General features: G+C 37.4%; 17 protein-coding genes. 14 read left to right on the top strand and 3 right to left on the bottom strand.

Annotated features, from left to right (window positions below):
* Positions 1-218: 218 nt before the first annotated feature.
* The 3 genes from AC220I_RS04060 to AC220I_RS04070 all read left to right on the top strand — a co-directional run bounded on the left by AC220I_RS04060 (position 219) and on the right by AC220I_RS04070 (position 3,207).
* A complete protein-coding gene (locus tag AC220I_RS04060; RefSeq protein ID WP_486722543.1) occupies positions 219-1,388 on the top strand; it encodes an HDOD domain-containing protein in 1,170 nt (389 codons plus the stop codon).
* A 91-nt stretch (positions 1,389-1,479) separates the two neighbouring features.
* A complete protein-coding gene (locus AC220I_RS04065) occupies positions 1,480-2,220 on the top strand; it encodes a peptidylprolyl isomerase (RefSeq protein WP_486722544.1) in 741 nt (246 codons plus the stop codon).
* Between the two features lie 27 nt (positions 2,221-2,247).
* Positions 2,248-3,207, top strand: a complete 960-nt coding sequence (locus AC220I_RS04070; RefSeq protein WP_486722545.1) for a 3'-5' exoribonuclease YhaM family protein — start codon at positions 2,248-2,250, stop codon at positions 3,205-3,207.
* Positions 3,208-3,413: 206 nt separating this feature from the next.
* Here the strand turns inward: AC220I_RS04070 and AC220I_RS04075 are convergent, their stop codons facing one another.
* Positions 3,414-3,920: an SEC-C metal-binding domain-containing protein gene (locus AC220I_RS04075; RefSeq protein WP_486722546.1), complete on the bottom strand. Its 507-nt coding sequence runs from the start codon at positions 3,918-3,920 to the stop codon at positions 3,414-3,416.
* Positions 3,921-4,071: 151 nt separating this feature from the next.
* Here AC220I_RS04075 and AC220I_RS04080 point away from each other — a divergent pair, with 151 nt between their 5' ends.
* The 6 genes from AC220I_RS04080 to AC220I_RS04105 all read left to right on the top strand — a co-directional run bounded on the left by AC220I_RS04080 (position 4,072) and on the right by AC220I_RS04105 (position 12,133).
* Positions 4,072-5,583, top strand: a complete 1,512-nt coding sequence (locus AC220I_RS04080) for a carboxypeptidase M32 (RefSeq protein WP_486722547.1) — start codon at positions 4,072-4,074, stop codon at positions 5,581-5,583.
* 35 nt (positions 5,584-5,618) lie between these two features.
* Positions 5,619-6,845 (top strand): 6-phosphofructokinase, encoded by a 1,227-nt coding sequence (locus tag AC220I_RS04085; protein WP_486722548.1) that lies wholly within the window; start codon positions 5,619-5,621, stop codon positions 6,843-6,845.
* Positions 6,846-7,007: 162 nt separating this feature from the next.
* Complete coding sequence (locus AC220I_RS04090) at positions 7,008-8,441, top strand: ATP-binding SpoIIE family protein phosphatase (RefSeq protein WP_486722549.1); 1,434 nt, start codon at positions 7,008-7,010, stop codon at positions 8,439-8,441.
* Complete coding sequence (locus AC220I_RS04095; protein ID WP_486722550.1) at positions 8,438-10,441, top strand: methyl-accepting chemotaxis protein; 2,004 nt, start codon at positions 8,438-8,440, stop codon at positions 10,439-10,441. Before AC220I_RS04090 ends, AC220I_RS04095 begins: the two co-directional genes overlap by 4 nt.
* 1 nt (position 10,442) lies before the next feature.
* Positions 10,443-10,724, top strand: coding sequence for an STAS domain-containing protein (locus AC220I_RS04100; RefSeq protein ID WP_486722551.1), 282 nt, complete (start codon positions 10,443-10,445; stop codon positions 10,722-10,724).
* A 47-nt stretch (positions 10,725-10,771) separates the two neighbouring features.
* On the top strand, positions 10,772-12,133 hold the full coding sequence (locus AC220I_RS04105; protein ID WP_486722552.1) for an aldehyde dehydrogenase: 1,362 nt from the start codon (positions 10,772-10,774) through the stop codon (positions 12,131-12,133).
* Positions 12,134-12,282: 149 nt separating this feature from the next.
* On the opposite strand, the gene AC220I_RS04110 is transcribed toward AC220I_RS04105, so the two are convergent.
* Both AC220I_RS04110 and AC220I_RS04115 read right to left on the bottom strand, forming a co-directional pair.
* Entirely contained in the window at positions 12,283-12,975 is a 693-nt protein-coding gene (locus AC220I_RS04110; RefSeq protein WP_486722553.1) for a response regulator transcription factor, read from the bottom strand.
* Between the two features lie 8 nt (positions 12,976-12,983).
* Positions 12,984-14,414, bottom strand: coding sequence for a sensor histidine kinase (locus AC220I_RS04115; RefSeq protein ID WP_486722554.1), 1,431 nt, complete (start codon positions 14,412-14,414; stop codon positions 12,984-12,986).
* A gap of 160 nt (positions 14,415-14,574) precedes the next feature.
* On the opposite strand from AC220I_RS04115, the gene AC220I_RS04120 reads away from it, so the two are divergent.
* The 5 genes from AC220I_RS04120 to AC220I_RS04140 all read left to right on the top strand — a co-directional run bounded on the left by AC220I_RS04120 (position 14,575) and on the right by AC220I_RS04140 (position 21,131).
* The gene (locus AC220I_RS04120) at positions 14,575-15,501 is read left to right on the top strand and encodes an alpha/beta hydrolase (RefSeq protein ID WP_486722555.1); all 927 of its coding nucleotides are present in this window, start codon (positions 14,575-14,577) and stop codon (positions 15,499-15,501) included.
* Positions 15,502-15,782: 281 nt separating this feature from the next.
* A complete protein-coding gene (locus tag AC220I_RS04125) occupies positions 15,783-16,718 on the top strand; it encodes a hypothetical protein (protein WP_486722556.1) in 936 nt (311 codons plus the stop codon).
* Between the two features lie 23 nt (positions 16,719-16,741).
* On the top strand, positions 16,742-17,689 hold the full coding sequence (locus AC220I_RS04130) for an OmpA family protein (protein WP_486722557.1): 948 nt from the start codon (positions 16,742-16,744) through the stop codon (positions 17,687-17,689).
* A 54-nt stretch (positions 17,690-17,743) separates the two neighbouring features.
* The gene (locus tag AC220I_RS04135) at positions 17,744-18,274 is read left to right on the top strand and encodes a YcxB family protein (protein ID WP_486722558.1); all 531 of its coding nucleotides are present in this window, start codon (positions 17,744-17,746) and stop codon (positions 18,272-18,274) included.
* A 184-nt stretch (positions 18,275-18,458) separates the two neighbouring features.
* Positions 18,459-21,131, top strand: coding sequence for a phosphodiester glycosidase family protein (locus AC220I_RS04140; RefSeq protein WP_486722559.1), 2,673 nt, complete (start codon positions 18,459-18,461; stop codon positions 21,129-21,131).
* Positions 21,132-21,199: the final 68 nt, after the last annotated feature.

The raw sequence follows: 21,199 nt of genomic DNA on the forward strand, positions 1-21,199 counted from the left end.
TAGGGATTTACAGAGGGAGGTACAGCTAAATAAACCATTCTGTTGTTCGTCTTAATAATTTTAACATATTTAGGGTAGAGGTTTCAAGAAAGTTATTCATAAAGTCCACAAAAGCCTTATAAAAAAAATAGTTGTGAAATTTTCCTAGGCTAGGGTATACTATAGACTGACGTAATCACTAGAAAAAGTCGCGTCAAAAATAAAGTTAGGAGTGTCCCATGAAAAGTTTATTGCTAGTATCTAATGATGACATATTCATAACAAAATTTAACAACAGACTTGACCATGAGCTCTATGAATTAGCCAATGCATCTACTTTTGAGGAAGCTAAAATAAAATTGGATGAAAGCAAGTACTGCATGGTGCTCGTAGATTTATCAGATGAAAATGAAATCGAGGTCCTTTTAAGATATTTGAAACTGAAATATCCTGAAATCATTAGACTTGCAGTTATGGATGCTTCCACTTCTATGGACTATTACATGCCTAAACAGCAAAACAGTGCGCAAATGAGTTGGAAAAAGAACATAGACAATGAAGAACTCTTCATTATTATAGATAAAGTGATCGCGATCAACGACCAGGTAAAGAACAGTGAACTGGTAAATTTGGTTTCAAACTTTAAACACTTACCAACGGTTCCTGAGATTTACAATGAGTTAAATGTCCTTATTCAGGAAAATGCATCTGTTGAGGAGATTGCCTTAAAGCTTGAAGAAGACCCTGCTGTGACTTCAAATATTCTCAAAATGGCAAATTCGGCATTTTATAATGCTAAGACGGGTTCAATCAGGCAGGCCATTATGTATATCGGCCTCATTAATGTCAAAAACATCATTTTAACAAATGCCGTTTTTGGCAATGACGGCCTACCACCTAAAACAAGACAAATTCACTGGGAACATGTTAGTCTTGCCAATAAGATATTGAATGCAATGTATTTTGAGCTTCTGGGTAAGAAACTCAACAACAATATTTCTTCAGTAGGCTTACTTCACGATGTGGGCAGTATTGTTCTCATGAGCAACTTCCCCAAAGAATTTAAGGAGATTGTGGAGATTGTCAATACTCAGGAACATGTGAATATCAATTCGGTTGAAAAAGACAAAATTGGATTCAACCATGAAGAGCTTGGTGGCCATTTATTGGATTTATGGGGGCTGCCATATCCAATCATTGAATCAGCCCTTTATCATCATGAACCATTCAGTGAAAAGGTCATCAATAAAGAACTGGTGGTTAGCATGCACATCGCAAATTATTATGCTTGGAAATTCATGAACAACAATCATTATCAACAGGAGCTGGATGCGAGAGCCTTCTCAGAACTTGGTATCACACAAAGGATGTTTGATGTCTTTTTTGAAAATTTAAAGCGAAAGCTATAGTCGTTCAAGAGAAAATTTGATATGATAGGTATGAATAAAATGTAGAAGCTAACAGAAATGTTGGCTTTTATTATGAGAAGGGAGACATAAAATGTCTAAAGTATTAGTAAAAGTAAATGGTAGAGAAATTACAGAAAATGATTTAAATGCATTTTTTGCAACATTGGGACCACAAGTTCAAGGTCAATTCCAAGGTGAGCAAGGTATGGGTCGTCTTTTAGATGAGCTTGTTTATCAAGAATTGTTTTATGCAGAAGCAATCGATACAGATGTTGAAAATAGTCCAGCATTCAAAGCGGAATTAGATAAAATGAAAGAAAGCTTATTAAAGCAATTCAATATCAAAACTTTAATCGACAGTGTTGAAGTTACTGAAGCAGAAGCGAAAGCTTTTTATGAAGAAAATCCTCAGTTTTTCCAAACACCTGAACAAGTTCAAGCTTCACATATTTTAGTAGATTCAGAAGAAGAAGCTAAAAAAATCAAAGCTGAAATCGATGGTGGCATGTCTTTTGAAGAAGCGGCATCTAAGTATTCAAGCTGTCCATCAAGTGAAAAAGGTGGCGATTTAGGATTCTTCCAAAAAGGACAAATGGTTCCTGAATTTGAAGCGGCAGCATTTGAACTTGCTGAAAACGTAGTATCAGAGCCTGTTCAAACACAATTCGGATACCACTTAATCGTAAAGAAAGCAAGTCAAGAGGGTGGCGTTCAAGCTTTACCAATGGTTATTAATCAAATCATGCAACAATTGTTAATTCAAAAGCAAAACGAAGCTTACCTTTCAAAAGTTGAAGCTTTAAAATCTAAATATACGATTGAAAAATTCTAGTTTGTCTTATTGAGAAAGGGCGTTAATGTGTTAGTTAAAGATTTAAAGATTGGTGAAGATGTCACTGCATTTTATCTCATCAAAGCTAAAAATGTGAAAACTTCAAGTGCGAATAAACCATACATTGACTTTACCTTTCAAGACATTAGTGGTGAAGTAAATGGTAAGCTATGGGATGTTAAAGGTGATATTGAAAGCCTTTACAATCCAGGAGAAGTTGTTAAAATTCATGCCAGTGTGACACAATGGCAATCATCAGTACAGCTTAAAGTGATTAAAATCAGACCTTTACAGGAAGATGATGACGTGGATTATAGTCAATTTATACCTGTAGCACCTATTGATGCTGAAACCATGTACAATGAAATACTCTTCTTTGTGAACAAGATGATTTCGAAGGATATCAAAAAACTGGTTTTGGCATTGTTAGAAGAGTACAAACCCAAGCTTATGTATTATCCTGCTGCAAAGTCCAATCACCATGCCATTAAGGCTGGACTTTTGTATCATGTTTTAAGAATGCTTCGTTCAGGTGATGTCCTCTGCGATATCTATAAGAATCTCAATAGAGATTTGGTGTTCGCAGGTGTAATCTTACATGACATTGAAAAAATTCATGAAATGGATGCAAATGAGGTTGGCGTTGTAGGTGAGTATACTATGGAAGGTCAACTTCTTGGACATATTATCATGGGTATCAAAAAGATTGATCAAAAAGCCAATGAACTTAAGGTTGATAAAGAGGTTTCACTATTAATTCAACATATGATCTTGTCTCATCATTATGAAGCCGAGTATGGAAGTCCTAAAAAACCTTTGATTCCTGAGGGTGAGTTGCTTCACTACTTAGATATGATTGATGCAAGAATGTATGATATGAACAAGGCTCTTAAGGACCTTGATGAAGGACAATTTACAGACCCAATCTTTGTACTTGATAGAAGAAGACTCTATAAGTCATCATTAAGTCAATCTGAAGAAGATTAAACAACAAATTTAAGCTGAATGGCCATATCAATTTGAGATATGATGCCATTCGGCTTTTTTAATTGAGTTTGATTGGGGTAAAAGAAGTTACAACCCTATAGGGCAGACAGGTAAAACATTAATAAACAAGTAGGTTTCTATAGAAAAAGCACCTATCTTATTTTGATAAGATAGGTGCTTGATTGATTTTGTTAATCGGGAACAAATTATGCTTTGTCGATACAGCATTTTTTGTATTTCTTGCCACTGCCGCAAGGACATGGATCGTTTCTACCGATTTTTTCTTCGATGCGAACCGTTACAGAATCACTGTACTGTCTTTTAATTTCCTTTTGCTTCTCTTTTGTTAGGATTTCATCCCATGCTGGAATAGTATATAACCATTCTGCTTTAGCTTTGTGCATGTTGAAGAAAAGCTTTTCAAAGTCGATTGAAATATCGAAAGAACTTTCTTCTGTGATGGTTTCAAGGTCAATCTCAGTTTCAATACTGGTGTTGATACCATCTAAGAAACCTAAGCAAAGTACAGGCTCTAAGTCGTATTTCTTACCAAAATCTGCGATGGTGCTGGTGATTTTAGAAGTCTTACTTTCTAAGATATCCTCGTAAATGTTTTTTTCCTTTGATAGGTATTCGTTCCAAAATGCATCTGATTGTGCTTGATCTATGCCATTGCCTTCAAGTATGTTATTCCATGAATCATATAGTGTCATATTGAATCTCCTTTCACTCAAAATTCCAAAAATAAGTTTATCATAGAAATTAAATGGTTTCAACTTTTATATTTTTTGGTATAATCTTATAGTATGACATAATTCCATAAACTTAAAATAATTATTTGGCAAAATTGAAGGGAGCACAAGTATGAATTCTAATCAAATCAATGGCGCAATACATAGATTTAAAGAAGCACAAGGGAAGATCAAAGCCCTTAATTATGCCACATCTATGTTGTTCTGGGATGCTTCAACAGGAGCACCAAAAAGCGGAGCAGATGCTAGAAGTAAATCAATTGGTACGATGAGTGGTTTTTTATATCAGCTGACTGTAAATGATCAACTTGATCAAGACTTGACCTTGCTCATGGCAAATCTAGAAACACTTGATGAAATCACGAGCGTTTCAGTGAAAGAAGCCAAAAAAGAGTACGATAAACTCACCAAAATACCGATGGATGAATTTCAAGCATATAATGAACTGATATCCAAATCTGCAATGGTTTGGGAGGATGCAAAAGAAAAATCAGATTTCAAGATGTTTGAGCCTTATTTAGAAAAGGTCATCAATTATCTTTTGAAATTTGCTGACTATCGTGGTTATGAAGGTCATCCCTATAATCTCTATATAGATGATTTCGAACCTGGGATGTCAGTGGATCAATTAAATACTTTTTTTGATGAACTAAGAGCAAGAGTTGTACCGCTTCTTAAGAAAATCTCAGACAAGCAGCTTGAAATTGAGACTGGATTTTTAAAAAGATCTTATCCTAAGTCTTTACAAGATCAGGTATCAAGACATCTGCTGGGTTTGATGAAATTTGACCTCGAAAGGGGTCTTCTAAAGGAAAGCGTTCATCCTTTTACCATGGGCGTTGATATTGATGATGTTCGATTGACGACACATTACTATGAAAATGACTTTGCATCAGCCATGCTAAGTACTGCTCACGAGGGTGGACATGCAATTTATGAGCAAAATATTGATCGTAAGTTGCAACCGACTTTATTGGCAACAGGAACATCAAATGGTATTCATGAATCTCAATCGAGGATCTATGAAAATAATTTTTGCAAAAGCCATGCATTTATTTCATATTTCCTACCGTATCTAAAATCTGTTTTCCCTGACCAGCTAGAAGATGTTAACGTGGAAACCTTCTACAAGGGGCTCAACAAAGTTGAACCTTCATTTATCAGAATAGAGGCAGATGAATTAACTTACTCTTTACACATCATGATCAGATACGAAATCGAATTGGGACTTATTGATGGTACGATTAAAGTCAAAGACCTGCCGAGTGTATGGAATCAAAAAGTCAAAGACTACCTTGGCATTGTGCCTAGCAATGATGCTGAAGGCGTCCTACAAGACGTACATTGGTCAGAAGGCTTATTTGGTTATTTCCCTACCTACGCACTTGGAAGTGCCTATGCTGCTCAACTTGCCCACTATATGCAAAGGGATGTTGACATCGAGGCTTGCCTTGCAAAGGGTGACTTTGAACCTCTTACCAAGTGGTTAAATGAGAAAGTCCATCAATATGGCGCTTTAAAGAAACCGAATGAATTGATTGAGCTAATTACAGGAGAGCGTTTAAATTCTAAGTATTACTGTGACTATTTAGAAGAAAAGTTTTCGAAAGTCTATGAGCTTTAGACTTCGAACAAGAATTGTGATTAGGAGGAAATAATATGAGTCAACAAGTATTAAAAGGTAATTTATTAGTAGCACAAGGCGGTGGCCCTACTGCTGTTATCAACCAATCTATGGTTGGTGTTGTACTTGAAGCGAGAAGATATGCTCAAGTTGAAAGAATTTACGGTGCAGTTCACGGTGTTGAAGGCATTGTAAACGAAGAATTTATGGATTTGACAAGAGAGACAGTGGCAAACCTTGAAGCTGTTGCAGCGACACCTTCATCAGGCTTATTGTCAACACGTGTTAAACCAACACCAGAGTTTTGTAAAAAAATGTTCGAATCAATGAAAGCGCATAATATTAGATTTTTCTTCTACATTGGTGGTAACGACTCATCTGATACCGTTAGGATCGTTAACGAAGAAGCTAAAAACCAAAACTATGAGTTTAGAGCAGTTCATATTCCTAAAACAGTAGACAATGACTTAGTAATCAATGACCATACACCAGGATTTGGTTCTGCAGCAAGATATGTTGCTTCTGCATTTGCTGGCATCAACTATGACAACAGAGCGCTTGCTGGCGTTTACATTGGTGTTATCATGGGTAGACATGCAGGCTTCTTAACAGGTGCTGCTGCTCTTGGTAGAGTTTTTGAAGATGATGGTCCACATTTAATCTACTTCCCAGAAAAACCATTCATTATTGATAATTTCTTAGCTGATGTAAAAGCTGTTTATGAAAAATATGGTAGATGTATTGTTGCTGTTTCAGAAGGAATCCAAGATGAAACAGGCGAAGCAATCGTTACTAAGCTTCAAGATAATGTTGAAAGAGATGCTCATGGTAACGTTCAATTATCAGGTACTGGTGCACTTGGTGACTTACTTGTTGCTGAAGTTAAAGCGAAGCTTGGCATAGGCCGTGTAAGAGCGGATACCTTAGGCTACATGCAAAGATCTTTCCTTGGTTGTGTTTCTGATACAGATCAAAAAGAAGCTAGAGAAGTTGCTGAAAAAGCAGTTCAATTCGCTTTAATTGACAATTTAGATGGTTCTGTAGTAATGGAGAGAACTGGTGATTATGCAGTTGATTTCAGATTAGTTGATCTTAAAGAAATCGCAGCTAAGACAAAACACATGCCTGAAGAATTTATGAATGAAGCAGGCAACAATGTTACAGAAGCATTTATTAAATATGCAAGACCATTAATCGGATCGGGCTTCAACCCAGGCGCAAGATTAAGATCACCTATGGTTGAGAAGAAATTAAATAAATAAGTTGGTGTTTCTTCTAATAAATTTGATCTGACAATACTGATTTAAAACGACTGCTATTTATTTGACTAAGCCACTTAAATAGCAGTTTTTTTGTTTGTAGTACATCAATCATGGGAATATAAGTAATGCTGTGAGTATATTACCCAAAAAGCGAGGTGATTTATGACAGAAAAGAGCCTGAACGAATTTAGAGAATTGATAGATGCCTTACCTGATATCGTCTTGATTTTAAAAAACGGTGAGATTATTCTTGCCAATGAAAAGGCGGAAATGGTACAGACGCAACTGGTGGGTTCAAACATCCGTGAATATCTTTTCGACTCTTTTGAAAAGGCTAATACAAGATTATCAACTTTGTCAAAGCATAATAAAGTCATAGGGCCAACTGATTATGAGGTGAGGCTAAGAGACGGTACCATAAGACATTTTGAAATGATGTCCAACCATATTGTCATAGAAGGTGAATCCGCTGTGCTGACCATAGCAAGAGATATTACCTTGAGGAAGAAGGATTTAAACAGTGCTGCACGCGTTCAAAAGAAAGTGATGCTTAAGAAAATTCCAAATATCACAGGCATTGAAATCGGAACAGCCTATATCCCTTCTAAAACAGTCAGTGGTGATTTCTATTTTTTCAACAAAGTTTCTGAATCTAAAATTATTGGTATATTGGGCGATATTTCTGGCAAGGGCATTGGGGCGGCCATGAATATTTCAGCCTTTGAAATATTGTTTCATGAGGCCGTTGACGATAAAAAATCTTTAAGAGAAATCGTTCAAATTCTAAACAAGAAGGTTTCACTCTATTTTCCCAATGAATATGTGGCCGCAATGTTATTTGCAATAGATTTAAATGCCAATAAGATTGATTTGATAAGTGCAGGTATTGACGAGTTCTATAGCCTAGATTGCCGTCAAGAGCTGAGCCAGCACCATTTAAGAGGCCCCTTCTTAGGTATGTTCAATCATTTGACTTTCGATGACGTTACTTTTTCATTGGATTGTATTAAGCGTATATTGTTATTCACAGATGGGCTTTCAGAACTTATACATGATCAAAAAATTGAACTTCAATTGTTTGAAGAACCCTATAATTATAAACTCAAAACAAATTTAACTAAGCTAGTGGAAGACCAACATCTAAGTGAGGTTGGCCTTAGAGATGACTCAACTGCGCTGATTTTTGACTTTGGAACAGAAGGTGTTACCAAAGAGTATATCTTAGATGGTCTAAGTAATTATCAATATGTGGTAGAGAAAATCGTAGATGGTATCAATAAGCCAGATATGAGATTTCAGATTCAGCTCATTTTAATGGAATTGATCACCAACGCGTTTAAGTACGGGAATGATGGAAATGAAGAGTTGCCGATAAAGGTAACCGTTATTGACTACAAGGATCGACTCATTATAGAAGTAAAGGATTTTGGTGTTAGAGATAAGCATTTTGTCATTAAGACACACATCGAAGATCATGAACTTCTAGAAGAAAGTGGTAGAGGCTTGTATTTGATACATCAATTTGCAGACCATTGCTATTATAATGGCAATAGCGTCATCGCAGAAATAGAGATAAAGGATGGGGTAGACATATGATAAAAAGTTTAAAACTTAAAGTAATGGTCTTAATGTTAATTGTTATTATAGTACCTTTGTTGGCGGTAGGAATTATATCTACCACCAAGGTAACGCGTTCCACAGAGCAAATGGTTGAAGACAAGCTGGATGAACTCACTTCTCTTACCGCTGAGTCCATCGAGGCAGAACTGACTCAAGCACATTTGGTTTCTAAGCTCATCAGTGGCAATACGACACTTCAAGCCTTGGCATCGGGTGATATGACAGCGCGAAAAGAGGCTTTTCAATATGTACAAGGGCTCCAAAAAGACAACGAAACCATATTGGAAATGATTGTTGTTACAGATGCCAAGGGTAAGGGGCTTACTTCTAGTAGCAGTGAAACCATTGACGTAAATGTGAGTGATCGTGCATACTTTAAAGATCTTATGTCAAAAGGTTCAGGTCAAAGTGGTGTTGTAATTTCTAAAGTTTCTAATCAACCAGTAGTCGCCATTGCTTATCCGATTCAAAAAAATGGTAGAACTGTAGGTAGTGTCATTGCAACTGTTAGATTTGAAAATATAACAGCACATGTTTCTAAGATAAAGGTCTTTGATTCAGGCTATGCTTATATGTTTGATAAGTCAGGACTTGTCATTTCACATCCGACAAAGGAAAATGAATTTAATCTTAATCTATTGGAGATCGGTGTGCCAGAATTAGATACTGTACTTTCCAATATCAATCAACAAAAGAGTGGACATGAATTTTATACTTATAAAGGGGTTTATAAATTTATATCTTACGTTCCTGTTGGAGATTGGGGAATCGCTGTTACAGCAAATTATGATGACTACATGAAGACCTCTAAGGCCATCGGCAAGATTATTATGATTTCAGGCTTAATTGCAGCGCTAATTGCACTTTTGGTTGCATATGCTTTTACAACATTGAACATTACCAATCCGCTGGCTCTAATCTCTAAAAAAATGGCACTGGTTGGCGAGGGAGATCTGACGGTTTCTGTAGACATTAAAACGGGTGATGAGATAGAGTTCATCGGAAAGTCCTTTAATGAAATGGTCTTAACCCAACACGAGGTTGTTCGTAAGGTTAAGGTGAACTCTGGAGAACTTGCGGTTTCATCTGATGATATCTCAAACTCAGCCAACAATCTCAGCGCATCCACTGAAGAAATTGCAAAGAGCATAACAGATGTTGCGCGAAATATTGAAACACAGGGCAGTTCAATACTGGATACTTCGCAAGTACTTGTTCAACTTTCAAGTCTAATTCAATTGGCTAAGGCCAGTGCTGAAAAAGCAGTTGAAAGTGCTTCCACAAGTCTTGAGGTTGTTAACCAAGGTAGAAACAGTGTAGATGAAACGGTTAAGGCCATGACCATTATCAGCAATTCCACACAAAAGACAAATCAAATTCTCAAAGAGATTGAAACCCTATCCACCAAGGTAATTGGTGTTATCGACACCATTAATGGAATCTCAGAGCAAACCAATCTATTGGCATTGAACGCTTCCATAGAAGCGGCTAGAGCCGGTGAGCATGGTAGGGGCTTTGCAGTCGTTGCAGAGGAAGTTAGAAAGCTAGCGGAGCAAACAGGTGATGAAGCAAATGGCATCACTGAAGTTGTACGCAAAATGGTGAGTTCTATTGAGCAGGCCGTTTCTTCCATGAGTGAAGGAAATACTGCGGTTAAAGCAGGTGTTGAAAAGTCAACTGGCACAGATAGGGCTTTCATCGGCATCCAAGAAGCCATAGATAAAATCTCTAAGGATATTTCTCAAATTGTTGATGTTACTGCAGATGAGGTTTCAAGCTCTGACAGGATATTGGAACTCATAGACCACGTATCCACATTGTCTGAAATGAATGCGGCAAATTCACAAACCATTTCAGCGTCCACAGAAGAACAGACGGCACTTAGTGAAACACTAGCAGCTGGCAGTGAGGAATTAAATGCCATGGCAAATGAGCTTCACCATTTAACAGATCGATTTAAGGTAAGAGGAGAATAATATGAAGACAATGACCCTAAAAATTTCTAAGAATTTTACAGTTGATGAAGTCGCAAAATTTAGAGAAACGACTTATCTTGCCATCTCAAAGGAACAAGTTCATTTTGATTTGGACTTTTCAGAGTGTACTTTTATTGACAGTACAGGTCTAGGTGTTTTGGTTGGCTTGTTTAAGAAGTGCCAAGAGACTAAAAGTGAGATGCAGTTATTCGGTTTAAATGAGGATGTCAAGCGCATTATTCATATGACAAGACTAGACAGTGTATTTGATATAAGACCATAAATGGCGTTGTAGGTGGCGATCAATACCTATGAAGTAAAGGAGTGTTTATGAAATCAATTTTTAAAAATCAAAAAAATTATTTTAAAAGTGGTTTAACACGATCTGTACAGTTTAGAATTAATCAGTTGACCAAGTTAAGACAGGGTATTTTACTCCATGAAGAAGAAATCCTAAATGCATTGAAAAAAGACCTGGGGAAACCCTATTTTGAAGGATATGCTACTGAAGTTGGGTTCGTGCTTGACAGCATTCAGTATATGATTAATCATGTGGCAACATGGTCAAAGGATCAACAGGTGAAAACCCCGATACATCAACCTATGGCAAAGTCTTATTATAAGTATGACCCATATGGTACGGTATTGATAATCGCCCCCTTTAATTATCCATTCCAGCTCTTGATTGAGCCTTTAATTGGTGCAATTGCAGCTGGCAATACCGCTATACTAAAACCATCAGAATACACACCGCATACAGAGGCAGTTCTTTTAAAATTAATAACAGAACTCTTTGATCCAAACTATATTGCGGTGGTTGTTGGTGGTCGTGAAATGACAACAGAACTTATAAACATGCCCTTTGATTATATCTTTTTTACAGGCAGTGTACCCGTTGGTAAGGTTGTTATGAAGGCGGCAGCTGAAAATTTAGTACCTGTTACCCTTGAACTTGGGGGGAAAAGCCCCGTAATCGTTCATAAGGATGCCAACATTAAGGTTGCTGCAAAAAGGATTGCCTGGGGCAAGTTCATGAATGCTGGTCAAATCTGTGTGGCACCGGACTATGTCTATGTTCACAAGTCAGTGGAAAAGGCCTTTATTGACGAACTCGCAAAGGTTATCGTTGATTTCTATGGGATTGCACCTATTAAAAGTCCTGACTATTGCCGTATTGTAAACGAGAGACATTTTGACAGAATAACTGGTCTAATCAATCACGATAAGGTCATCATTGGAGGGCAATATGATCGATTGGAGCGTTATATTGCACCGACAGTTATGTCCAATGTGGTGTGGTCAGATGAGATTATGAAGGACGAAATATTTGGACCGGTCTTGCCACTCTTGACCTATGACAATTTAGAGGAAGTGATTGATGTGGTGAGATCACATCCAAAACCACTGGCCTTCTATGTGTTCTCTGAAAATGAGAAAATTCAAGATTTACTCATGGACCAGATACCATTTGGTGGCGGTTGTATTAACGACACGATTTCTCATGTGGCATCATCAGCATTGCCTTTTGGCGGTGTTGGCAGCTCTGGAATGGGAGCTTACCATGGACATGACAGCTTCTTGACTTTTTCACATAGAAAGAGCATCTTGAAGAAATCGACCAAGTTTGAATTGCCACTTGTGTATCCACCCTATAAGAATCATTTAAAATGGGTAAAAAAGTTGCTCAAGTAAGCCATAAAATTTATTGTGAATAATGGGCATTTAATAACAAAAAGAAAATCCGTCAGAGCTGACATTATGTCAGCCTTTGACGGATTTTATAATTTACCTTACCTAATGCTTATACCAGCTTAAGCGCTTGAACAAGAAAAGGTGATCAACTAAACGATCTTATAACCAACACCCCATACAGTTTCGATGAATGTCGTATTTGGTGAAACTGCTTCTATCTTTTCTCGGATGCGCTTCACATGAACAGTCACCGTAAAGGCATCGCCGAGTGAATCGTATTTCCAAACGCGCTCATAGATTTCCTCTTTTGAAAAAACACGGCCTCTATTTTTTGCAAGGAGAACGATGATTTCAAATTCTTTTGGTGTAAGGTCTAGAAGCTCCCCCATGACCGAAAAGGTTTTGGTCATTTCATTTATGACCATATCCCTAATGACGATGTTGGCGTCATCATATGACCCTTCCTGAGCAGACTTCATCTTTTGATAGCGTCTCAAGTGGGCCTTGACTCTTGCAATAAGTTCACTTGTGCTAAAGGGTTTGGTCATATAATCATCTGCACCGACACCAAGGCCAAGAACGATGTCCATATCCTGATCCTTTGCCGAAATGATGATGATTGGAATGTCTTTAACAGACTGTATTCTCTTGCAGATGTCGATGCCGTTCCCCTTGGGCAGCATGAGATCCAGTATGACTAAGTTTACATTTTCAAGCATGGGGATGATCTTTGTCAAATCGCCAGTTTCTTCTATAGCAACTTCATAGCCGCTGATTTCAAGGTAATCCTTTTGAAGGCGTGCGATGCTCTGATCATCTTCAATAATGAGTATTTTTTCCATATATTCTCCTATTCTTCATCATATGCTTTTAGTCTGATAGAAACAGTTAAGCCTTTCGAATCATTACTATAAGCACTTATACGACCACCATGCGATTCAATTATGTCCTTACAAATACTAAGGCCAATGCCACTCCCCTTGATATTGAGATTTCTCGATTTATCAGACCTGTAAAACCTTTCAAAGACTTTGCTGAGGTCTTCTTCAGAAAGCCCTATACCATTATCAGAAATGTTGATGAAAACACCATCATCATCTTGATTGGCAAGAATGACAATCTCGATAGGGGATTGACTTCTATATTTTATGGAATTCTCAATGATGTTGATAAAGACTCGCATGAGTTTTTCCGGATCAGCAAGGATATAGGTATCTTTGATGATGTAATGAAGCGAGAGGCTGCCTCCCATTTTTTTTACATCTGATTCGAGTGCATCCAAGCAATCGTATAAGAAGTTTCTTAAATTAATTTTTTGTCGATTGAGCTGAATGCCCTGCTGGTCATATTTTGCCAGTATAGATAAATCGTTGACAAGGCTTTCAATCATGTAGGTTTTGGCTTCTATGGTGTCGAGATATTCTTTTTCCATGGCTTCAGTTCTGGCAACACCGTCTTTTAAGCCTTGAATATAGCCTCTTATAGAGGTTATTGGGGTTCTGAGATCGTGGGAGATATTCGCAATAATTTCTTTTTTCTCAAGCTCCAAGGTCTCTTGTTTCTCAACTGATTTTTTTAAGGATTGACGCATGCGCTCTATACTGCCAGCAAGTTCGTCAAAATCATCGTTTTCATAATACTCTAAATTGGCATTTAGGTTGCCTCTCCCAATTTCAGTGGTGGTAAAAGTTAGTTTACGTATGCTTCTTTTAAGTGGATTTGAAATCCAGGAAAGTATGATTGAAAGCACTGCCACGTTGAAGACGGCATATAGCAACAAAAACACGCGCTCAGACAAGGAGTATGCCACATCGAGTCTTGTACTGTCTATTAGCAGTTTAACATCGATTGGACCAGCATTCAATCGTTCATAATGTCGATGCTGTAGCGAGTATTTTTCTTGAGGCGTATTTTCAAGCCGTCCTTCATAAAGGAATTTTTCAAATAAGTTGCTGTATTGAATTTGATCTGAATAAGTCGTGTAATACAATTGATTGTTTTCATAAACTTCGATAATTAGAAAAGAGGTACTGTACTCAGCTGACTCGCGTTTAAAACGTTCGCTCAGAAAGAATTCAGGCGTCGTTGTATAAGGGGCAACAAAACCCTCAAAATCACTGGACACCTTTGAAAAATTGTTGAAAATATCATAATAGGTGTCAAAAAAGTGAATGAAGTTTAAATTGTCACTTAGAAAATTAGTTGTGACCATGATTGTGGAAATGGCAGGGATCACAATAATCAATATGAGAGAAATAATAAATTTAGTTCTTATTTTCATGTCAACCTCGTCTTTTTGTCTTCTCTATTATTATATTATAACATCCTGTCATTTTTCTAAATGAAAAATTACAATTTAATTAATAAATTAGGATTTCTTAAAGAAAATGCCCCAAAAAAAGTGCTATAATGAAGCATAATTACTTATTGAGGAGAGAAGGATGTTCAAAAAAAAGGAAAAGCTATCGGTTACCTTAAAGGAAGCGCATTATAAGTACGTTCTGGACGAAGATTTTGCACCCTATGCTGGTTTTAAAGCTCAAATTCAATATAAAGTGCATTCAATCTTAAATCATGAAATTCAGTATATTGATAAAGGAAGGGGTCCGCTTGTGTTGATGCTTCCGGGGTCAACGGGAAAAGCCCTTTCATTTTACGAGTACATAGAGACCTTTTCAAAAACCTTTAGAGTGGTTGCATTAGATTATCCGGTTGTTTCTTCACTTGATGAGATGACTGAGGTGCTCAGTGTGTTTGTATCGAGTCTCAAAAAGGATGACGAACCCCTATATGTGATTGCCAATTCCTTTGGTACGGTATTACTACAGGCGCTATTGTTGAAGGCCCCTAATCTGTTTGATAAGATCTTCTTCATCCACGGGATCAGCAAAGATGAAATGGTGTCAAAGAAGACCGTAAAGTTAAATCAAAGATCGATTAAGAGCTTTCTAAAATCTGTTTCATACCTAAACTTTGAAAGCTTTAAAAGACGTTTTGGCAAGAGAATTCGATCAAGTATCAATATCTATCCAGACGATGTCAGCAAGAGATTATTTTGGGAGGGATTCTTTGAGGAAATACTCTACAGTACCAGCCAAAAAGAGATGATTTCCAATTACACTTTTATGAAGGACTTCTGGGATCACAAAACGTACACAAAAGAGATGTTTGAGGCGGTAAAAAATCCTGTTTATATTATTGAAGCGCTTACGGATATGGATGCTGAGTTGCCAGAAAAGTTGGCACTTTGTGGGCTTTTCGAGCACCATGAGCTCATGATACTCAAGGGGGATGCCAACCTTTCTATGATTAAAAACAGACCAGAAATAGAATCTTTTATTATGAACAAGATATTACAAAACCAGTAATGGCATTCAACTTTATAAAGAGACAATATTTCATGTGATTATTAACAGAACCCCCTTATGTCCATTCATAACGGGGTTTTCTTTTGAAATTTTCATAAGTTGCATGTCGATAAAACACTTGTTGGGATTATTAAATAATGCTTAAAATAATATTATGATTCATTTACAGTTTACCAATTCGAATTCTATTATGGTAACATAGTATTAAGCCATCATTAAAGTGGCATAGTAGCAGAAATATAAACCATGATAAATTATGAATGAAACATAGGAGGTATGAAATGATTCAAATGATACTAAGCATGAATCCTATTGGTCAATTGATTATAGGTGTGATTGTTCTAATTTTATTATTTACAATAGTGGCCTTACTAAGAGTTAAAGCCAAGTATCTCGGTTTAATCTTCGATATGACAGAACATGAAAACCGCAAGAATATCGTTTTTAAAAGTGAAATCAACAATGCCATTGTAGATGATTTTAAATCAGCACAGTCACTTAAAATTCAGGAAATCAATACCCCTGCAATTATTGATAAGAACATCAATCAATTTTTAAGTAAGACATTGTTGGCTGAACGTTTTGCGCAGCGATCTTCAGCACTGATGATCGTACTTGGTCTTGTGGGGACTTTCTTTGGACTCACACTCTCTATTTCAGAGCTTGTGGCCCTCTTAAGTAATACGAATGAAGCCATCATCGGCGATGTCAACATGATTACCGGCGGTTTGTTGAGCTCAATCAACGGCATGTCTGTGGCATTTGTGACCTCTCTCTTTGGTATTACGGCTTCAATCATCGTAAATCTCTTAACGATTTTAATTGGTATTCATGAAACGAGAGAATCCTATATAGCGGTTGTGGAAGAATATCTCGATAATGTACTTGGGCTGAAAATTCAAGATTTGACACATACAGACGAAAATGGTAAAACGCCACTTGAGAATGCGTTTGAAGCCTTGGGTGAACAGCTTACCAAGAGCCTAGATGATGTTTCTCAACAAATGAGTTACAGACTTACAGTTGCTTCATCTAATATGAAGGATACTGCGGAAACCATCGAAAAGAGCCTCAACACCTTTGATCAGTCCATTCAAACGTTCTCACAGAATACACGGGATTTTTCAGAGTTTAATCATCACTTAAAAACAAACATTCAGAGAATGTCAGTGGCATTTGAAGATTTAACAGATGGTATCAAAGCGTCGCGTAAATAGGATTAGAAATTTAGGAGGAACATATGAAAGCGAGAAAAAGACGCGTTCATCAGGTTGACCAAGAAAATTTCTGGCCTTCTTTTACAGACATGATCTCCACAATTGCCATTATCTTATTCTTTGTCATGTTTTTGATGTATATCAATAATATTGTCACTGGAAAAAATTTGGAGTTCATGAAAAAAGAACTTGATGATACGCAAAAACAACTGGAAGCGAGCAAGCTTGAAATAAGCCAAGCTCAAGAAAATCTCAGACTCTTGAAAATTGATTTAGACAGCACAATGGCTGAGGTAGAACAGGGACAAATCGCCTTAAAGCTGTCACAAGAGGAGATTGATGCTCAAAAGCAAATTATTGCCAGCAGTAATCAAGAACTCGGCAATTTAAGACAAAAGCTTCAAGGGATCGCAGTACTTAGACTTGATGTTCTTACCGCAGTAAAAGACAGTATTGAAGCGAACATCGGTAAGACAAACACAGCAGGGGAACCCCTAGTAACCATCAGCGACACCGGAAATATCGTCATCAATGAGAGTCTTGTGTTTGATACGGATTCTTATGCGATTAAGGAAAGCGGAAAAAAATTATTAGACCAACTCGCAAAATCATTTGAAGAGGTTCTCAAAGACCCTGAGATCAGAGCAAGTATAGATTCTATAAACATTCAAGGCCATACAGATGAACGTGGTAGTGGTACCTATAACCGTGATCTTGGTTCAAAAAGAGCAACAGCTGTTGTGAATTATTTGATGACTTCAAATCCAAAACTTGAAAGTGATTTTGGAAAGTACTTCCTTGCAAGTTCGTTCTCTGAATACAGAAAAGTAGTGTCAGGTACAACTGATGAAGCTTATGCACAGAACAGAAGAATTGAAATCAGTGTTATTCTTAAAGACTCCCATATTCAAGATGTTATCAATGAGTATCTTCAAGATTCTTTGAAGGCATTTCAAGAGTCTGGACAATAAAACAGGTTCAAAACCTAAATTATACAATATTTTTGAGATTAAACGAGGTGTGTTTTGCAGATTCAGTATAATATTACAGTGGATGATTTGAAAGCCTTGAAACTCAGGCAATTTAAGAAGACCAACCAGTCCTTGGTTGCGATTGGCATCAGGTTCATTGTGACCATGTCATTGGCATTTGTGGCATTAAAAGCTTATGATGACTATCAAAATTTTGGCAGTTTTTATTTCATGGCAGTTACCGTCTTTTTCGGTGTTGCAGCCACATTGTTCTTTGCCTTTTATTATGCGATTAGGGAATATCTCTTTCTAAAGCGTTTTGAAAAACTGTGCCTATCACCTGCTTATCAGGCGATATTAGGTTATCAAACCATAACCCTTGATGAGAAGGCCTTTAAGTTTACCAAGGATGATTTTGAAAATGAGATTAAAGAACCCTTTATCAAACAGATCAGTGAAGATGAACAAATGGTCTATTTACAGCTTGATGCACAAAATGCATATCTAATTCCCAAGAGAAACTTTAAGGATATTTCAGAATTAAAGCACTTTCATGAAATCATTAAGACCTTTGTCTTAAATTAAATTTAAGGTATGATTTGACGCCGTGTTGAATCATACCTTTTTATGTTTTTGAACCATTTGAGCCATAGAAAATGTCATTAACTCGTAATCAGATTTTCATTGTGTGGACACAATAAAACGGTATAATGTAAGGGATTAAATCAATTAAAAATCATTGAGAGTATAGACATTTGGAGAGGTAGTTATGAGAAAACGCATCAGCTTATTATTGGTTATTATTTTGTTACTAACACAAGGATTTACATTTGCAGACTATGTGACCATCTATGAAGGTAAAGGTGAGCTTGAACCATTGGCAGACGGGGTCACCAAGCAGACGATTATGAGATATACAAATGAAGGATGGCTAAACATCAACGTGGTTAGGGTAGATCTTAAAAAACAAATGGACCTAACGGTATTAACGGACGATTATTTGTCCAGTAGAGATACCTTATCCAATTTGCTTGAAAAGAACAACGCAGACCATTCTCTTGTAGCGGCCATTAATAGTGATTTTTTTGATACAGCAAACAACACGACATTGGGTAACCTAGTGAAGGATGGCCAAGTGCTCACCACAAGCATCGGTTCAAATGAGTTTGCCTCTTTCAATGTTACTAAGGACAATGTCCCTTATATAGGTTATATCAACTCACCTAAGAACAGTTTTACCAATGGTATTTACACGCAAAAGTTGACCTATGTCAACAAGCCTTATTTATCTTATGATAGAAGCATACTCTTCACCACCGATTGGGCGGCTAAATCTTATGGCAATACGCTAGGCAAGGACATCGTGGAAATCCTCGTTCAAAATGATCTTATCAAGGAAATTAGGCGAAAAGGCGCACCTTTTACCATACCGACAAATGGTTATGTGATCGCTTGTGTGGGCAAAGACATAGATACCGCAATTAAAAACTTTAAAGTGGGAGATCCCCTTAAAATAAACTATGATATGAATTTCAAGGTCATGGATCTCAGTATCGGTGGCGGTGCACAAATCGTCGCAGGTGGTAAGGTGCCAACGACATTTTCACAGAATATTACCGGGAAACACCCACGAAGTGCTGTGGGGATTTCAAGGGACCGAAAAGAACTTATTATGGTGACGATAGATGGGCGTACAAGTTCTTTTAGAGGCGTTAGCCAGACTGAACTTGGCAACATTATGATTGAGCTGGGCGCTTATGAGGCCATAAACCTTGATGGTGGTGGATCAACTCAGATGGTGGTACAGTCACCTTGGGAAGCTTCGCCAACAACCGTTAATTATCCATCTGACGGTAGTGAACGTAAGATGTATACAGGACTTGCAGTGACTAAAATTCTTTCGACTTCACCGACACTTGCACAAATAAAAGTGGGTATTGAAAGTCCAAATCTTATTTTAGGGGCTAAAACGCCAGTTCTTCTTAAGGCAATTGATTCAAATTACGTGCCATTGACGGTTGCCGAGTCAGATGTAAAATGGACCCTAACGGGTATAAAGGGAAGTATTGACCAGGGCATTCTCACAACTTTATCGGAAGGGGAGGGCCTCTTAACAGCCGAATACAAGGGGCTTAAAACAGACATTAAACTTCATGTCTATGACAACGCTGTAAAACTTAACGTCACGCCAACTGTGATAAAGGTAGACAAGGGCGATGTAAAAGCCTTAAATTTTACAGTGACCACAGATGATGGTAAGACCATAGAACTTTCAAAGGATTCCGTCAAGGTCACCGTGCCTGAACTCATCGGCAAGTACAATCGTTTAACTGGAGATTTTGAGGCTGGAAATCAAGCCCAACAAGCCTTGATAACATGTGAATTTAATGGTTTGGTGACTTATATTCCGGCTGCAGTGGGCACACAATCTTTCACGCTTACGGGCTTCGAGAAGCCAACAGGTAAATTTGTGGGCTACCCAGCGAGTGTTACAGGTAAATACAGAGAGTTATCTGTTCCGAAGAATGGGAGACAATCTGGCATTCTAGAGTATGATTTTACAGCATCTTCAGATACCAGGGCAGCCTATATCGAATTTTTTGCACCAATTGAATTGCCTGACAATACTCAATCTGTAGGCATGTGGGCATTTGGTGACTATGGTAACGATCATTGGCTCAGAGGTAAAATCACCGATGCAGCTGGAACGTCTACCAATATTACCTTCGCAAGACATGTGGATTGGCAAGGGTGGAAATACGTCACAGCAGAACTACCGAGTAATGTGGTCTATCCCGTGAAATTAACCCGTGTCTATCTGGTTGAAACAGATGGTGCCCTTAAGGATAAGGGGACGATTTTGGTGGATGATATCACAGCCATTGTCGGACAAAAAATCATACTAAAGGTTCCTGACAGCATAACGAAAATCAAAGCATTATCTGACTACACCATCCCCAAAACATTGAAAACCAGTGCCAATACATTTGTTTTTAGTGAAACCAGCAATGAACTCTTGTCAACATACGACCATGTGGTGGTGAAGGACGCAAGGGCAAAAATGACCATTGAGGAAAAGAATAATACTTGGCTTGTTCATATGAACAATGTGGGTAACAGCATTAGAACCAATGACTATACTCAGTGGACAAAGCTCATCTCGTTTGTAAATCAGACCATAAAAAAACCAGTGGTCGTCATAATGAATGATGTCAATAAGTATAGCGATATTTACGAGAGTGAATTATTGATCAATCAATTACAGTTGATTAAAGCAAAGGGGCTTGATGTGACAGTAGTCTACCCGACAACAGCTTCAAACTACAGCATTAAAAATAACAATGGCATCACCCTTATTGGCGTTCCAAGAACAAAAACAACACTTTATGGTGTGTCAATTGCATCAAATCAAGGCAAACTCTACTATGAAATTATTAAATAGAACTTGTTATGATAAGCGTTAGAGATAAGAAAAGGCAAATCCATGTTATTGGATTTGCCTTTTTTATG

Source organism: Fusibacter sp., from assembly GCF_057447755.1.

Coding starts and splice junctions, on each gene's coding strand:
- AC220I_RS04060 (WP_486722543.1), top strand. CDS start 219: ATGAAAAGTTTATTGCTAGTATCTAATGATGACATATTCATAACAAAA.
- AC220I_RS04065 (WP_486722544.1), top strand. CDS start 1,480: ATGTCTAAAGTATTAGTAAAAGTAAATGGTAGAGAAATTACAGAAAAT.
- AC220I_RS04075 (WP_486722546.1), bottom strand. CDS start 3,920: ATGACACTATATGATTCATGGAATAACATACTTGAAGGCAATGGCATA.
- AC220I_RS04080 (WP_486722547.1), top strand. CDS start 4,072: ATGAATTCTAATCAAATCAATGGCGCAATACATAGATTTAAAGAAGCA.
- AC220I_RS04085 (WP_486722548.1), top strand. CDS start 5,619: ATGAGTCAACAAGTATTAAAAGGTAATTTATTAGTAGCACAAGGCGGT.
- AC220I_RS04090 (WP_486722549.1), top strand. CDS start 7,008: ATGACAGAAAAGAGCCTGAACGAATTTAGAGAATTGATAGATGCCTTA.
- AC220I_RS04095 (WP_486722550.1), top strand. CDS start 8,438: ATGATAAAAAGTTTAAAACTTAAAGTAATGGTCTTAATGTTAATTGTT.
- AC220I_RS04100 (WP_486722551.1), top strand. CDS start 10,443: ATGAAGACAATGACCCTAAAAATTTCTAAGAATTTTACAGTTGATGAA.
- AC220I_RS04105 (WP_486722552.1), top strand. CDS start 10,772: ATGAAATCAATTTTTAAAAATCAAAAAAATTATTTTAAAAGTGGTTTA.
- AC220I_RS04110 (WP_486722553.1), bottom strand. CDS start 12,975: ATGGAAAAAATACTCATTATTGAAGATGATCAGAGCATCGCACGCCTT.
- AC220I_RS04115 (WP_486722554.1), bottom strand. CDS start 14,414: ATGAAAATAAGAACTAAATTTATTATTTCTCTCATATTGATTATTGTG.
- AC220I_RS04120 (WP_486722555.1), top strand. CDS start 14,575: ATGTTCAAAAAAAAGGAAAAGCTATCGGTTACCTTAAAGGAAGCGCAT.
- AC220I_RS04125 (WP_486722556.1), top strand. CDS start 15,783: ATGATTCAAATGATACTAAGCATGAATCCTATTGGTCAATTGATTATA.
- AC220I_RS04130 (WP_486722557.1), top strand. CDS start 16,742: ATGAAAGCGAGAAAAAGACGCGTTCATCAGGTTGACCAAGAAAATTTC.
- AC220I_RS04140 (WP_486722559.1), top strand. CDS start 18,459: ATGAGAAAACGCATCAGCTTATTATTGGTTATTATTTTGTTACTAACA.